15 protein-coding genes are annotated in these 15,013 nt (G+C 49.3%); 11 read left to right on the top strand and 4 right to left on the bottom strand.

All coding sequences use genetic code 11. The features are described from left to right. Positions 1 to 120: 120 nt before the first annotated feature. Positions 121 to 1,746 carry a PucR family transcriptional regulator gene (locus I2B62_RS05275; protein ID WP_195267906.1) on the bottom strand — a complete coding sequence of 542 codons (1,626 nt, stop codon included), beginning with the start codon at positions 1,744 to 1,746 and terminating at the stop codon, positions 121 to 123. 205 nt (positions 1,747 to 1,951) lie between these two features. Here I2B62_RS05275 and I2B62_RS05270 point away from each other — a divergent pair, with 205 nt between their 5' ends. From I2B62_RS05270 to I2B62_RS05220, 11 genes are all read left to right on the top strand, one after another. Further along, positions 1,952 to 3,679 (top strand): oleate hydratase, encoded by a 1,728-nt coding sequence (locus tag I2B62_RS05270; RefSeq protein ID WP_195267905.1) that lies wholly within the window; start codon positions 1,952 to 1,954, stop codon positions 3,677 to 3,679. A 111-nt stretch (positions 3,680 to 3,790) separates the two neighbouring features. Then, positions 3,791 to 4,945 carry a transglutaminase domain-containing protein gene (locus I2B62_RS05265; protein WP_195267904.1) on the top strand — a complete coding sequence of 385 codons (1,155 nt, stop codon included), beginning with the start codon at positions 3,791 to 3,793 and terminating at the stop codon, positions 4,943 to 4,945. A gap of 47 nt (positions 4,946 to 4,992) precedes the next feature. Next, a complete protein-coding gene (locus tag I2B62_RS05260; protein WP_195267903.1) occupies positions 4,993 to 6,120 on the top strand; it encodes a hypothetical protein in 1,128 nt (375 codons plus the stop codon). Positions 6,121 to 6,160: 40 nt separating this feature from the next. Next, on the top strand, positions 6,161 to 6,733 hold the full coding sequence (locus tag I2B62_RS05255) for a CDP-alcohol phosphatidyltransferase family protein (RefSeq protein ID WP_195267902.1): 573 nt from the start codon (positions 6,161 to 6,163) through the stop codon (positions 6,731 to 6,733). 62 nt (positions 6,734 to 6,795) lie between these two features. Then, positions 6,796 to 7,674 carry a methionyl aminopeptidase gene (locus I2B62_RS05250; RefSeq protein WP_195267901.1) on the top strand — a complete coding sequence of 293 codons (879 nt, stop codon included), beginning with the start codon at positions 6,796 to 6,798 and terminating at the stop codon, positions 7,672 to 7,674. Between the two features lie 37 nt (positions 7,675 to 7,711). Further along, positions 7,712 to 9,619 carry an alkaline phosphatase family protein gene (locus tag I2B62_RS05245; protein ID WP_195267900.1) on the top strand — a complete coding sequence of 636 codons (1,908 nt, stop codon included), beginning with the start codon at positions 7,712 to 7,714 and terminating at the stop codon, positions 9,617 to 9,619. Further along, positions 9,616 to 9,981, top strand: coding sequence for a hypothetical protein (locus I2B62_RS05240; RefSeq protein ID WP_195267899.1), 366 nt, complete (start codon positions 9,616 to 9,618; stop codon positions 9,979 to 9,981). The genes I2B62_RS05245 and I2B62_RS05240 overlap by 4 nt, the downstream gene beginning before the upstream one ends. Before the next feature lie 15 nt (positions 9,982 to 9,996). Then, positions 9,997 to 10,758, top strand: a complete 762-nt coding sequence (gene mobB / locus I2B62_RS05235) for a molybdopterin-guanine dinucleotide biosynthesis protein B (protein WP_195267898.1) — start codon at positions 9,997 to 9,999, stop codon at positions 10,756 to 10,758. After that, the gene (locus I2B62_RS05230; RefSeq protein ID WP_195267897.1) at positions 10,724 to 11,380 is read left to right on the top strand and encodes an RIO1 family regulatory kinase/ATPase; all 657 of its coding nucleotides are present in this window, start codon (positions 10,724 to 10,726) and stop codon (positions 11,378 to 11,380) included. The genes mobB and I2B62_RS05230 overlap by 35 nt, the downstream gene beginning before the upstream one ends. 1 nt (position 11,381) lies before the next feature. Continuing rightward, positions 11,382 to 11,660 carry a hypothetical protein gene (locus tag I2B62_RS05225; protein WP_195267896.1) on the top strand — a complete coding sequence of 93 codons (279 nt, stop codon included), beginning with the start codon at positions 11,382 to 11,384 and terminating at the stop codon, positions 11,658 to 11,660. Between the two features lies 1 nt (position 11,661). Next, the gene (locus I2B62_RS05220) at positions 11,662 to 12,135 is read left to right on the top strand and encodes a hypothetical protein (RefSeq protein ID WP_195267895.1); all 474 of its coding nucleotides are present in this window, start codon (positions 11,662 to 11,664) and stop codon (positions 12,133 to 12,135) included. 51 nt (positions 12,136 to 12,186) lie between these two features. On the opposite strand, the gene I2B62_RS05215 is transcribed toward I2B62_RS05220, so the two are convergent. The 3 genes from I2B62_RS05215 to I2B62_RS05205 are packed head-to-tail and all read right to left on the bottom strand — an operon-like array spanning position 12,187 to position 14,918. Beyond that, positions 12,187 to 13,098 carry a HAMP domain-containing sensor histidine kinase gene (locus tag I2B62_RS05215; protein WP_195267894.1) on the bottom strand — a complete coding sequence of 304 codons (912 nt, stop codon included), beginning with the start codon at positions 13,096 to 13,098 and terminating at the stop codon, positions 12,187 to 12,189. A gap of 7 nt (positions 13,099 to 13,105) precedes the next feature. Further along, positions 13,106 to 13,975 (bottom strand): ABC transporter permease subunit, encoded by an 870-nt coding sequence (locus I2B62_RS05210; protein ID WP_195267893.1) that lies wholly within the window; start codon positions 13,973 to 13,975, stop codon positions 13,106 to 13,108. Beyond that, complete coding sequence (locus I2B62_RS05205; protein ID WP_195267892.1) at positions 13,968 to 14,918, bottom strand: ATP-binding cassette domain-containing protein; 951 nt, start codon at positions 14,916 to 14,918, stop codon at positions 13,968 to 13,970. The genes I2B62_RS05210 and I2B62_RS05205 overlap by 8 nt, the downstream gene beginning before the upstream one ends. Between the last annotated feature and the right edge of the window lie 95 nt (positions 14,919 to 15,013).

The following is a 15,013-nucleotide window of genomic DNA, read 5'->3' as shown; positions in this document are numbered from 1 at the left end:
TTACTTCTCCTTTTATCCGGTTTATTTACAATGATTACAGTATAAACAAACGAATAATAAAAGTAATGGGCCAATGGGATAAAATAAAAAAGATGATTTTGTCCAAAAGGACAAAGGCATCTACTGGCCCTTCAGCAGCCGCTTTACTGCCAGAGCGGTATAAAGCTGATTGCGCTCGGGCATTTTGGTCACCGGATAGCCCAGAAGGCTGTTAATTTTATGAAGCCGATATTTCACCGTGTTTTTGTGCAGGTACAGAAGCCCGGCTGTTCTGGTGACATTGGCCTGGGCGTCAAGGAGATAGGCTGACAGGGTGGTCAGCAATTCTTCCTGTATGGTGGAATCGGCACGAAGCAGCGGCTCGAGGGGAGCAGTGACCTGCCGGACCATGGCTTCACCCCTGGCGATGGTTTCGGCACAGCTGGCTGAAAAGCTGAGCTCTGCCTGGGTGAGCAGGGGCGTGACGGGATAGAGAATCCGGGCGTTTTTAAGGTGGCCCTGATAGAGTAGAAAGCTCTGGCGTACGCTGGCGGAGTCGGGCAGGTTGGTAAAAAAGCCAAAGCTAACCGGAAGGGCTTCTTTCTCCAGACAGGTCATCAGGTTTTCGGCATGGGCCAGCATTTGTGAGGATAATGGCGTATCCTGAATGAAGAGCGCCACCGTGTTGTCGTAAATGTCTGAGGGACCTGACAGATGCTGGTCCTGCATAAAATCACGGCAGATTTTTAAAACCTGCTCATTGAGCGCTGCCAGTTCGGCAGAGCGATGGACCTTGCCGGGCCGGATAAGCCACATGGTATGGATCGAGGCGACGTCAATGCCCAGTATATCGGCAAGACGCCGCATTTTCAGGGGCTCGTCATTTAAAATTGAACGGATCAGCTCGCTGTAGCCAATGGTGCCCTCCTTTTTATTCCAGATATTGATAAAAAGGCGCAGCACCTCGGCGGCATCCTCAAGGGAGGCCGGACTTTGAACAGGATTTTCCGACACCATTACCAGATTCATCCCTGGTGTATGGTCGGTTTGGACAGGCAGAACGGTGATGTGCAGGCTCAGGTTTTTTTCCTTAAAAATAAGAGGGCCGGACTTTAAACCAGACTTGGTGAGCTCCGGAAGAATTCCAGAGAGATAATCGGCAGCTGAGATGGGCCAGGCAGCTATTTCGGGGTGGGTAAGGGTATGGTCAAGGAGCATCAGAGAAGACCGAAGGCGGTCGCTGAGCATACGCAGCACATTACCCAGAGTACGGCGGTGGTCGGGAAGCTGGGCAATGCGTTCCAGCATGGCGCTGACAAAGTGCGGGTCCTTGTTCTGATCCATAAAAATTGTTTCCATGGTCTGGGTGATCACCTCACTGTACCGGAAATCCAGGCGGTTTTCGGGCATACAGATGAGAGGAAAGCCCAGCTCGTCCGCGAGCTCGATGAGCCTTTGGTCAATACCAGGAAGATAAATTCCCACATAATAGAGGATCAGCGCGGCCTCGCCGCCTTCGCTCAGGCGTCTGAGAACCCGGCATTGGGCGTCGACATCGTCCTTAATATTGATGAAGCCGCTGATGACGATCTCGCTGCCGGATATAAAGGATGGGTTTTCAAAAAAGCTGTCCACCAGGGCGCCCGGGTCAGCATATTCGAGAACAGATACAGCGCCCACAAAACGGCCAAGGGCACTGTGGCCGCCAAGTACACGCGCCTCCCTGAGACAGGGAAGCTTTAATAAATCAGCTACAGTGACGCTCATTGCAAAACCTCCAAAGATTTAATGGTGTTATTATAACATAAAAAGACTTTTTAAGTTTTCATTCAGTTTTAACGTTAATTTTAAGACAATCCAACGGTTTTGTCACTTTTTTTGACAAATGTCCCGGGTCGTAAGGTGACAGCCGGGCTTTTGGGGTATTATACTTACCGTAACAAAAGTGAACAACCGAAGGGAGTTATGAATCATGAACAAAGATAAATTAGGTAAAGCTCTGGCGGCTGGTGCCGGTGCTGCTACAGCAGCAGCGGTGGCGGCAGCGACCGTAGCGGCTACTAAAAAAATGCGTAAGCAGCAGGAAGAAGAAAGCGAAAATGCAGTACAGAACCGTGATTACGGTGATAAACAGGTCTATTTTGTAGGCGGTGGTATCGCCAGCCTGGCTGGCGCGGCCTACCTTGTACGCGACGCAAACTTTAACGGAGAAAATATCCATGTACTCGAAGGAATGGATATCCTCGGCGGCAGCAATGATGGGATCGGCACACCGGAAAAGGGCTTTGTATGCCGGGGCGGAAGAATGTTAAATGAAGAAACCTATGAGAATTTCTGGGATTTATTTTCGTCCATTCCGTCTTTAGATAATCCGGAACGTGATGTCACCACAGAAATTCTGAACTTTGATCATGCCCATCCAACCCACGCGCGGGCCCGTCTCATTGATAAGGATGGCAAAATCCTGGATGTTTACAGCATGGGCTTTAATAATGAAGACCGTATGGCCATGGCAAGGCTTTTGGCAACGCCTGAAAAAGATCTGGATAACCTGACCATTGAGGACTGGTTTAACCGCACGCCGCATTTTTTTGAAACCAATTTCTGGTATATGTGGCAGACCACCTTTGCTTTCCAGAAATGGAGCAGCCTGTTTGAGCTTAAACGCTATATGGAAAGAATGATTCTGGAATTCAGCCGTATTGAGACTCTGGAAGGTGTTACCCGTACGCCCTATAATCAATACGACAGTCTGATTCTGCCGCTTAAGGCTTATTTGAAGGATCACGGAGTCCAGTTTGAGACCAACACCAAGGTTGTGGACATTGACTTTGAGGACGGGGAAGGCATTACCGCCACCGCTATTCATGTGGAAAAGAAGGGAAAACCTGAAGAAATCACCCTCAAGGACGGCGATGTGTGCATTGTCACCAATGGCTGCATGACAGACAGCGCAACCCTTGGCGATATGAAAAAACCAGCACCGGAGCCGAAAGAACCGGCGATGTCCGGTGAGCTTTGGGCTAAGATTGCCGCTAAAAAAGACGGACTTGGCGATCCAGAGCCTTTCTTTGGCAATGTACAGGAAACAAAGTGGGAAAGCTTCACAGTTACCTGCAAGGGCAACAAATTTTTGAAGATGATCGAGGATTATTCCGGCAATATTCCAGGGAGCGGTGCCTTAATGACCTTTAAGGATTCCAGATGGCTTATGAGCATTGTTGTGGCCGCCCAGCCACATTTCAGAAACCAGCCCATGGACACCACAATCTTCTGGGGCTATGGCCTGTACCCAGACCGCGAAGGCGATTATGTCAAGAAGCCTATGAAGGATTGTACCGGAGCGGAAATTTTAAAAGAGCTGATCCACCAGCTTCACTTTGAAGAACACGAAAAAGAACTGATGGACTCAGTTGTCAATGTGATACCGTGCATGATGCCTTATATTGACGCCCAGTTCCAGCCAAGGGCCATGAGCGACCGGCCTGCAGTGGTGCCGGAAGGCTCCACCAATTTTGCCATGATCAGCCAGTTTGTAGAAATTCCGGAGGATATGGTTTTTACAGAAGAATATTCTGTCAGAGCAGCCCGAACGGCGGTCTACACCTTGTTTGACATTAAGAAACCCATTATCCCGGTTACCCCCTATAAACGCGACCCAAAGGTTTTGGCAAAAGCGCTTAAAACCGCATACCGTTAAATAAAAAAATGAATGTTGGTTTCTTTGGCAGGCTTTTGCCTGCCTTTTTTATTGTGCAAAAGCAATATTCCCGGTATAATAGAAAGTAATAAGAAAAAGGAGACGGTGTGGATGTTTAAAAAAATCATTAAAGTCATATTTGCAGTGCTGATTGTGGTAACCGTTGGACTGGTGGGCGTATCTTTTTTTACCCCGAAGGATAAGGACGCTGTCACAGATGAGCGGTTAAGCCAGACAATGGCAGAGGATCACTTTTTATCTAACCCCTACAGCGGTTTTTCACAGCTGAACGGGGATGAGAAAAAATCCTATCTCCGGCTGACGGATAAGCTGGATAACTATGAGAGCACAGTGGAGCTTGGCGATAACAAAATATCCGTAGACAGCCTGAACCGTGTCTGGACAGCCATTCAACAGGATAAGCCAGAATATTTCTGGATGGACAGCTATACCTATCATTATGATCAGGAAACAGGGATGGTGACAGACGTTAATTTTAATTTCAACTACAATACCGACGAAATCAAACGGCGGCAGAGTGAAATTGAAGCGGTGGCCTCCGGGATAAAAGCGGGCATTACGCCGGAAATGGACGATTACGCCAAGGTTAAGACGGTTCATGACTATATCGTCAGCCATACCGAGTACGATTTGAATTCAGAGGACAACCAGAATATCTGCTCAGTCTTTCTAAATAACCGTTCGGTCTGTGCCGGTTACAGTAAGGCTTTACAGTATGTGCTCAAGGACATTGGTGTTTTTTCAAATTATGTCACAGGCAATGCCGCGGGCAGAGGCCCGCACGCGTGGAATCTCGTGCAAATGGATGGCGAATACTATTATGTGGACGTCACCTGGGACGATCCGAGCTTTGATGATATTACCTGGGAAGACCCGGCCCTTCGCGCGAACCCGCCGCTGGATATCGAATATGTCTACTTTGGGCTGACAACAGAGGAACTTCAGAAAAACCATACGTTTGATAATGTGCTGAGCACATACCCCGCTTTTACTGCGACGGCAGATAATTACTATGTCAGAGAAAACATGCTTTTTGACTTAAACAATCCAGATGAGCAGGCCCGCTTTATCGATACACTGAGAGATACCCTGAACAACGGCGGAGTCATGGAAGCCCGCTTTACAGAGGCGGGTATGCTGGACCGCGCTCTGACAGGCATAGAAGAAAGTGACATTTTAAATGAGGCTGGGGTACGCTACCTGAGATACGATGAAAATCAGGTGCTGGTCATCTGGCGTCCCTGACACGCCTTTTAAATTTAAGCTGAAAGTGCTACAATAGGACAAAATGATTGAAAGAAAGGTGCCCCGGACGCATGATCCGGGGCGTGGCATGTCTTATGCAGTTAAAAACAAAAAAAACAAGGCTTCTTTTGGGAATACTTCTGCTGATGTCGTCCTTTTTGTTTTCGCAGACGGCTTTGGCAGAAGGACAGCCCACCGATTCTTTAAATATTGAAAACGGCAATATCGCTATTTCAGATGTGGGAAGGGCCACCCAGGCAGGAAATATTTATACCTTCTCCAATGAAACAGGCCTCAGACTGACCGGAACCAGCGACCAGTACGGCGTAACCGTCCGGTATGGCGTGGGCGCTGACGACCCTGTGAAGCTGAGGTTTGATAATCTTCAGATTAATACCAGCAAAGCAGACCTCTGCGCTTTTTCCATTCTGGAGAACGCCTCAGTGGTCATTGAGTTGATGGACGGGACCGATAACCGCCTGACCAGTGCGGATTATTTTGCAGGCCTCCAGGCTCAAAACCTCGGCGGGAAGGCCGGAGAAGTGCGCATAACAGGAACAGGCAGTCTGACGGCCCTTGGGGGTAAAGGCTCGTCGGGTATTGGCGGAGCTCAGAATATCACCCACTGGTATGGTACAGGCGGGAATATTTCCATCGACAGCGGAACCATTACAGCCATAGGCGGTGAGGAAGGCGCTGGCATTGGCGGCGGCTACAAGGGCGACGGCGGTGTGATCCGGGTTTCCGGCGGTATGGTAACCGCCCAGGGCGGCCTGTATGCTGCCGGTATCGGCGGCGGGCATTATGGCCTGGCCGGAGATCTTGACATTACCTCAGAGAACATCACCGCTCAGGCCGGCGATGGCGCCGATACCATTGGAAACGGCGCAGATTACACCGAAAAAAACGCAGGCGAAACGGTCATCGATGTCCAGCAGTCTACGGATGTAAAGATCGACACAGTCCCGTCAGCCCAGCCCGCTCAGCCGGCAGCACCAAAACAGGAGGAAGCCAGTCAGGATAAACAGTCAGTCCAGCAGCCAGCCGAAAAGGCTGGCCTTGGCAGGGTGGTCCTTTCCTTTGGTCTGCTGCTCATTCTGATGGGCGCAGAGATCGTTTTGTGTAAACGGATGGAAAAACAGCATCCCAATGATGAGAACAGCCAGGGGCTATAGGGACCCTTAACATCCTAAATACAATCAATAAGGTTAAGAAATGAAAGCAAAAGAAATTTTCAGCATTCCGAACATTCTATCCTATGTCCGCATTTTATTGATCCCGGTATTTATCTATATTTATGTTAATGCCCAAACACCGCAGGATTACTATCTTGCCGCTCTGATCATCCTGATCTCAGGGCTGACAGATTTTGCGGACGGGCAGATCGCCAGACGGTTTAATATGATCACAGAGCTTGGCAAGGCCCTGGATCCGGTGGCCGACAAGCTTATACAGGCGGCCATTGTTTTCAGTCTGATGTTCCGTTATCAGGGAATAATCTTTGTGGTTATACTTTTTGTGGTCAAGGAGCTTTTCATGCTGGTCAATGACCTTGTGCTCATGCGTAAGGGTAAGAAGCTGGGCGGCGCCATGTGGTACGGCAAGGTATCCACAGCGGTGTTCTATGTGCTCACCTTTATCCTCATCGCTTTTCCGGAAATCAGCGTTACCTGGGCCAATTTGCTCATGGGGATCACAGGCTTTTTTCTGCTGCTGTCCTTTGTTTTATATGGACGTGTATTCATGCAGATGCACCGTGAGGCGGCTGAGGAGACAAACAAACAGTAAAAGTACAGGATGTTTTCAGATATGGTATAATAATACAGAAATGACAGAAACAGGAGGCATATATGCAGGAAATAAAAATTGGAAGAAACGATCCCTGCTGGTGTGGCAGCGGTAAAAAATATAAAAAGTGCCATGAGGCAATGGATGAGAAGATTGCAGGCTTTGCGCTTAAGGGACATATGGTGCCCAAACGCAGCATGCTCAAAACACCAGAGCAGATCGAAGGGATCCGGGTCAGCGGCAAGATTAACATCGCTGTTCTGGACGAGGTGGCCAGTCAGATTAAAGCCGGCATGACCACAGAGGCGATTGATCAGATCGTTTATGATACCACGGTAAAGATGGGCGGTAGACCAGCGCCTCTGGGCTTTGAGGGCTTCCCCAAGAGTGTGTGCACCTCGATCAACGAGGAGGTATGCCACGGCATTCCCTCAGAGCACATTGTGCTTCAGGACGGAGATATCATCAATGTGGATGTGTCCACCGAGTATAAAGGTTATTATTCAGATTCCTCCCGCATGTTTTGTATTGGTGCGGTAAGCCCCGAGAAGCAAAAGCTGGTAGAGGTGACCAGGGAGTGTATCGAAAAGGGGCTGGAGCAGGTTAAGCCCTGGAATTTTATGGGCGATGTGGGCCATGCGGTACACGAACACGCCCTTAAAAATGGCTATACTGTGGTTCAGGAAATTGGCGGACATGGCATTGGTCTGGATTTCCATGAAGATCCCTTTGTCAGTTTTGTAACCAGGCCCGGTACAGAGATGCTGCTCGTCCCCGGCATGGTTTTTACCATTGAGCCCATGGTTAACATGGGAACAGATGAAATATACCAGGATGACGAAAACGGCTGGACCATCTACACCGATGACGGCAAGCCCTCGGCGCAATGGGAGGTTACCGTTGCAGTGACCGGGACAGGTCATGAAGTGATGGTATATTAAGCGTCTCAGAAAAAACAAGTAAAAAGGAGAAAGACCAGTGAAGCTGAAAAAAACGACTCTGAGCGAGGTTTTGGAACATTTTGATCTGGAACTGTCAGATTTTGGCAGTGCGGTTGTCCGTGCCTCTGACGGCTACGCTGTGGATATTTCAGAGGCTATGCTTTGGCAAAAGGATGTAATGCTGGTCTTTGAGGCGGATGATCAAAGGCTTTCCCTGCGGGTATATGTGCGCAGGGAAAGAGCCATGTACTGTGTGCGTGACGTGGTGAGCCTGACCCTGCTGCCTAGAGCCGAAGCGGCACCCGTGACGTCAGTTCTGTTCCTTGATACCGCAGTACAGTCCCTGGAAAAGGAAACCTATGAGGCCTATGGTGAAACGGCCGAGGCGGTTAAAACGGCTGATTTTCTGGATTGTTACTTTGATGAAAGGCCAGCGTTTATCAAAGCAGAAATGACCGACGGCCTGGTGAAGCGGGAGCAGTATTCCGTTTTTTCAAAAGGCTTTTTAAAGCTGACTGGCAAAAATGCCGTTCAGTTTACAGCGCCGGATTTGCCGGCGGGTATGCGGATGAAGGGCATAGAAACCCTGTGTATTGGTGAAGCGGCAGCAGTCAGCCTGAGAATGGCGCTTGAGAAAAACACTGGCACAGAGCTTTTGGGCAAGGCTTTTCTGGAAGCAGTCCTGCCAGAGGGGGCCAGCCTTAAAATAGAGCACTCAGATGGCTTCATGAGTGAAATCGATCGTCAGGCTGTTCTGGACGCACGGTTTTACCTGGATACAGACGGGACGGCAGCCTGCGAAATAAACGGAACAATACTTAAGGGTCTGCTCAGGTTAGAAGCCAGTGAGGCGCTGCCAAAAGTTCGGAAAAAAGCCGTCCTCCCGCCGGTTGAAAAGCTGGTTATGCGTCTGGAGCCTGCCGCTCAAATTGAGCCCCTCGGTGTTATTGACGGTGAAACCTCAGAGCTCTATACGCCTGGCGCTCTATACCAAAGGGCCGGCACCCTTTTGTTTTATCCGCAGTGTGATGAAACGGATAAGCTCTGCGGAATTATGGCTGGAACAGCCTTGACAGAGGACGGCTTCGGCGGGCAGGCGGCCCGAAGCCACGCGGTAGGAAAAGACGGCGGCATGTTCAATATTGGCAGCAATCCCATTGAGCTCAGGGGCAATGCCGTTTTTGGACGGCGGCTGGACGGCAGCCTTTTTGAGATGGCCGGCCTTTTTGTCAATGAGCCAGAAACCAGCGTGATGAGCACAGCCTGGAATGCGCTTGAATGTCTGAAAAATGATGAAAAAATCATGATTATTGAGCTGGACGGTTTTGGCTTGAATATTTACAGAGAAGCCCTGTCCCAGGGCCGACTGCCCTTCCTGGCAAAGCAGCCCATGCGGGGCGCCATGACAGTGTTTCGGCCGGTTTCACACTCTGGGCTGGCAGCAATGCTTACAGGAACTACACCGGATGTCAATGGTATTCACAACCGAAAAGGCCGGATTCTGCTAATGCCCGACCTGTTTGAGCGCTGTAGGGCGATGGGGAAAGAATGCGCCTATATTGAGGGCTGCAGCAAGCTGATCAACACCTCCCAGGAGCCGGTGCTCAATCCGAGCCGGGGCGGAACTACCACCGATAAAGCGGTTTTCGAGTCTGCCCTAAAAGCCCTTGAGAAGCAGCCTGATCTTATTTTTATTCATTTTCACGGGATCGACGATGACGCGACTACCTATGGTCCCTATGCTGTGGAAACCATGGAACGGGTCATGAAAAATGACGCTATGGTCAGCCGCCTGGCAGAGCAGTGGCCCGGCAATATCATTATCACTGCCGACCACGGGCTTCACGAGGAGGCTGGTCACGACAGCAGGGGAAGCCACGGCATCTTCTGCGCAGAGGATATGCTGGTCCCTTATATTTTTATTAAAAAGGATTGTACAGAATGAAGATAAAGACAGAAGCGATACAGCGGGCAGGCCTCGAGACAGTTTGCGCAAGCTTTAAAAAAAGCCGGCAGGCCCCGGAAAGCCGACGTTATGCGGGGGTTCCGTTTAAAACGCTGGCGGATAATACGGGGCAGGCTGTTTCACGGGAGAATATCTGCATTTTCAAGGCTCTGGACGGCTTCAGCATCGCCCTGACGGGTGATGAAGCGCTGGATGCGGAACAGTGCTTCATCGCAGTACATGAAGATGGCGAGCTTTTGACACTGGATGATGGAACGCCATACTGCATGATGCTGATGCTCAAGGATACCACCAGCCAGCGCTGGTGCCGTTATCTGAAAGAAGTGGACATCCGGGAATGATTGGGAGGTAGGAAAATGAAAGTAATATCCATCTGCGGTATTTCGGACAGCGGCAAAACAACGACCGCTGAGCACATTATAAAGGAATTGAGACGCCGCGGCTACAGCGTGGGCTCAGTCAAGGAAATTCATTATGACCAGTTTAAAATAGATACCGAGGGAAGTAATACAGACCGTCATAGAAAGGCCGGCTCACAGCTGGTGACGGCCAGGGGTAAGCGCGAGACCGATATTTTATTTCAGGAAAAGCTGCCAATCCGGGAGATTCTGGCCTTTTACGCTTTTGATTATGTAGTGCTTGAGGGCGTTGCCGATGCATGTGTACCCATGATCCTGACAGCCCACAGGGCACCGGAGCTTGAGGAGCGGTGGAATGATTATGTGCTCTGCTGTGCCGGGCGTATTGCCGGAGCGCTGGACACCTACAGAGACCGTCCAGTTTTTGACGCCAGAACTCAGACCGAAGCCCTGGTCGATCTTATCGAGCTTAAAACCTACCATATTCTCCCGGATTTTGATAAAAACTGCTGTGATGCCTGTGGCTATGGCTGTGCGGGGCTTGGCCCGGCAATTTTAAGAGGCGAAGCCAGAGAAGAGGACTGTATCGTGAGGACTCGTCCTGAAGTGAACGTAAAGATCAATGGACAGCCCCTTGAGATGGTTCTCTTTGTTCAGAATATTATCCGGAGCGCCGTGACAGGTATTGTGGGAGAGCTAAAAGGATACGAGAAAGGCGCCGCCATTGAAATCAGTATTGGAAAAAAGCAAAACATTTGAAAGCCGGCGAAATACAGTAAGCCTGGAAAATGAGCAGATAAAAAAGGTTTTTAGTGATGCCGAAGCTGCCCAGCACGAATGGAATGTCCTTAAGCTCCTTAAAAAAAGAGGGGTAGCTGTACCGGAAATTCTGGACTTGCGGGAAAACGTGCTGTATTTGCAGTATTGTCCCGGTCCTCTGCTGCTTGACAGAGTGCTTGAGCTGGAGGAAAAAAACAGTGCGGAAGGCCTGGCGGATTTATTCGCAGAGCTGGCATGCTGGTTTGAACAGTTTTACCGGGCTGTTCCTGGACATATCCGAGGAGATGTCAATTTCAGAAATTTTATTGTTGGGGTTTCAGGGATTACTGGTATTGATTTTGAAACACTTCCAACCGGCCGCAAAGAGACCGACGCGGCCAATTTGCTGGCTTATTATGCCGCGTACAGCCCAGCCTTTACCGATAAAAGGCTAAATGGGACAGTTCTAATGCTCGATGCGTTTTTAAAGACGTTCCCATTGGACAAACGCGCGGTTTGGGATGAAATGCTCTGTTCCTTTAAATGCATGGACAAACGGCGAAAGGACTTTAACGTCAATGCAGCGGAAAAATGGCTGATCGACTTAAAAAAAGAGGTTTGAGATGAAGGATAAACGCTATTTAAAAAAGCAGGTGCTGTATTTTTTATACCGTGGCGCGATGTGGGCGCTTTGGCTGCTGGTATTCTGGAACATACTCATGTTTTTTATCGAAGCACTGTCAGTAATTTATTTTCCGGTTTTACCGATATGGAATTTATTTGTATTTCTTTTTATGCTGGCAGCAGATTTTCTCATAACACATTATGCTTTTACGCGGTTTGAAAATTGGATTGGAAAGCACCGTTCCTTTAAAAACTATTTCAGGGATTTTCTGATTTAAAATGGATAAGGATAAAACAAAAAAGCTTTTTCGGAAGTTTTCGATTATTTTACTGTGCTTTTTCATTCCCGCTGCCGCCTTTTTACTGCTCCATTTAGATGATGCCATACCATCTCGCCAAAAGGCGGCTGTCGTTGGGGAGCTAGACAGCGCTGTGAGCATTACCGGACAGCCTTTTTTACCTTTTGACGACAGCAGCGAGGCCTACGCCATGGGGGTTAATGCTGAGGGAATGCCGGTTTTCAAAGACCCGGACCAGGCTTTCATACAAATTAAAAAAGATTATACACCAGGGATTAAAGAACTGCAAAAAGAGTTTAAGCTAAAGCCGTTTAACCGCTTTTATTGGCGGCCATATGAAACCTATGGCTGGCAGATGTCGACCTCAGATCCTGAATTAAGGTATCAGGGCAACAGGGTCTGCCGCTTTATCTCCATTTATAAAAACAGCTTTGACAATATTATTCTCGATTGAATAAAACCGCATGAACAACAGTATTTACGGTGTTCATACGGTTTTTGTTTTTTATTTCAAAGAAAACTGCAAATGTATGCCAAACACATCATCCTCCAGTGAAGCGTCAATACTGCCGCCCATTCGGGCGGCCAGGCGTTTGGCAATGGAGAGGCCAAGGCCGGTGGTTTTTCGGCTTCTGGAGGCGTCGGTGGTATAGAAGCGGTCAAAAATACAGGGCAGATCATCAGGGGTAATGCTGTGCGTGCTGTTTTTAAAGGTAATGTCCACGGTATTGCTTTTCAATTCAGCTTTTATGGCAAAACGTCCTTCGCCGTGGGTCAGGGCGTTGCTTAAGATATTACTGAAAATCCGCTTGAAGGCATCGGCGTCACCGGTAACAATAAATGGATCATCGGGAATCTGGATTTCCGGTTCGCTGTCCTGGCTGCAAAAATCATTATAAAACAGGGCCAGAGTATCGCGCAGCACATTGCCCAGATTAACAGGCTCTTCGGCAAGGATCAGTTCATCCGCTTCAATGCGAGCGAATTCAAAAAGCTGGTCTAAAAGCTTGCGCACAGCCTGAATCCGCTGCTGGACAATTTCCAGATATTCGGCTTGGGTTTCCTCGGGCAGGTCGAAATCCTGAAGCATCTGGATATAGCCTGATGCGGAGGTAAGAGGGGTTCGCAGGTCGTGTGAAATGCTTGTAATGCTGTTTTTAAAGCTGCGGTTGGCCTGGGTCATACGGATTTCAAACTGGCGGTGAGTTTCGAGAAGGGTGTTGATGCTTTCGATCAGGGCCTCCACCTCTTTATCCGGCATGGCGGCTGTAATGGGCAGGTTGGTGTCCTCGTTTTGTATAAAATGATTTTGCCGTATGATATCCCGGAGCTGCTTTTTTAAAAGCAGGATATGGGTGACGGCAATGAGAGCTGCCGCCCCAAGGATCGTGCAGAATATAATGAGTGGTGCTTCCATAAAAACCTCACATAATGTCTCTTTTTTTGAAAACAGCAATGCCCAGAAGTGTGGGCACCAGGATATAGACCACCATAAGCGAAATGGTCTGAATCACTACCAGACTGTTAACCGTACTAAAATCAAGGCTGTTCAGTGCCTCGGCGATCCAGAGGGTGATCAGGTTGAAGTCTGTGCCATGAAAGGTATTGCCCACAGATAAAAAGGCAGTGACAAAGATGAGCAGGCAGATATTGACGGCCACAGCGGGGCCGGTCTGCCTGATGAATACAGCGGTCATAACAAAGAAAGAGGCCAGACCCAGGTGCAGCAGGGTCTGTAAAAAGAGGCGGTAGGCCAGCAGGCAAACAGCCTGCGGATCCAGAGAGCCAAAACCCCAGCAGATACCGCTGAACAAAACCGCGCTCAGTATCACCAATGCGATGAGAAGAAGGGTTGCCGCCATGACGGTGATCAGCTTTGAAAGGTAGATGTCCCGCCTTTTAAAGCCTTTAGACACTGTGTTGCGGAGGGTACCGTCCCTGAAATCTGCGCCGATGTATAATGAAATAAAAACCGCCATCAAAATCGTGGTGACGCTGCCCCCAAGCGCCGTTTCGATGAAGGTGTTGGCGTTGTAATTTTGCATGGCTTCAATGGTTTTCGCCAGATTTTCTGAGTTGTTTGACAACCCAAAACGGATACCGAAGCGGTTGTTTTCTTCAATACGATTTTCAGATTCCTGTAGAGCGGCAGGGGACATACTGGAAAAAAGATCAGCGGAATAGAGCTGTCCAACCGTGACAAAGGCCATGAGCGCTACACAGAGAATCATACAGACCCTGAAGGATTTGGCTTTAAAAAGTTTGAAAAAGTCAGAACGCAGCAGGTTAAGCATGATCTTCGCCTCCCATCATGGACATAAAATAAGCCTCAATATCCTGGCCGACTGGCGTGATGGATTCCACGAGAATACCGTTTTGGTTGAGCTCCCGGTTGACAAAGCCGCTCTGGTCCACATAGTCAAAAAGACGGATGGTATTTTCGGGTAAAATGTCATAATTATCTGTACCCAAAAGAGTTTCAATGAGCATCGCGGCTTTTTTGGGTTGATCCACCACGATTTTCAGGCAGCGCTGACAGCGTGTTTCCAGCTCCTCCCGGTTAAACTCGTCGATGAGCATGCCCTCGCGCATGATGCCGTAGCAGGTGGCCAGCTTTGACAGCTCGCCAAGGATATGGCTTGAAATCAGGACGGTCACCCCCCGTTCCTGGCTGAGGCGTGTCAGGACAGCGCGGATTTCCGCAATGCCTCTGGGATCAAGACCGTTGGTGGGCTCATCCAGAATGAGAAAATCCGGACTGCCGAGCAGGGCAATGGCAATGCCCAGGCGCTGGCGCATACCCAGGGAATAGTGCTTGACCTTTTTGCGGTCTGTACTGCTCAGGCCCACGGCCTCCAACGAGTCGGCGACAGCCCTGCTGCTGGTGATGCCGAGTAAACGCCGGTGGGCTTCCAGATTATCCGGGGCACTCATGTTGCCGTAAAGCCCGGGCGCCTCAATAATACAGCCTGTCCGTCTGCGGTGCCGCTCCAGATCTGGGCTGTCAAAGAGTTTCAGCGTCCCGTCGGTAGGGGGCATAAGGCCTGCGATCAGGCGCATGAGGGTGGTTTTTCCCGCGCCGTTTCGCCCGATAAGACCGTAAATATCACCCTTTCGGATGGTCATATTCACATGGTCGACGGCGTGCCGGCCCTGGGCTTTTCGTTTTTTAGGCCAGCTTAATCCCGCCGGTGGGAAAACTTTTGTAAGGTTGTGGGTTTTCAGGATAGTGGACATGGGTTTGCATCCTTTTCTATTTTTATTCAGAAGGCTTTCAAGGATATTGTAGCATGCTGTTTTTTAAATTCTGTAAGCCAATCCTAAAGAAAAGA

The organism is Eubacterium sp. 1001713B170207_170306_E7, assembly GCF_015547515.1.
Lineage (GTDB): Bacteria > Bacillota > Clostridia > Eubacteriales > Eubacteriaceae > Eubacterium.
Note: the sequence above shows the minus strand (reverse complement) of the source record. Positions and strands in the feature narration are given on the sequence as shown.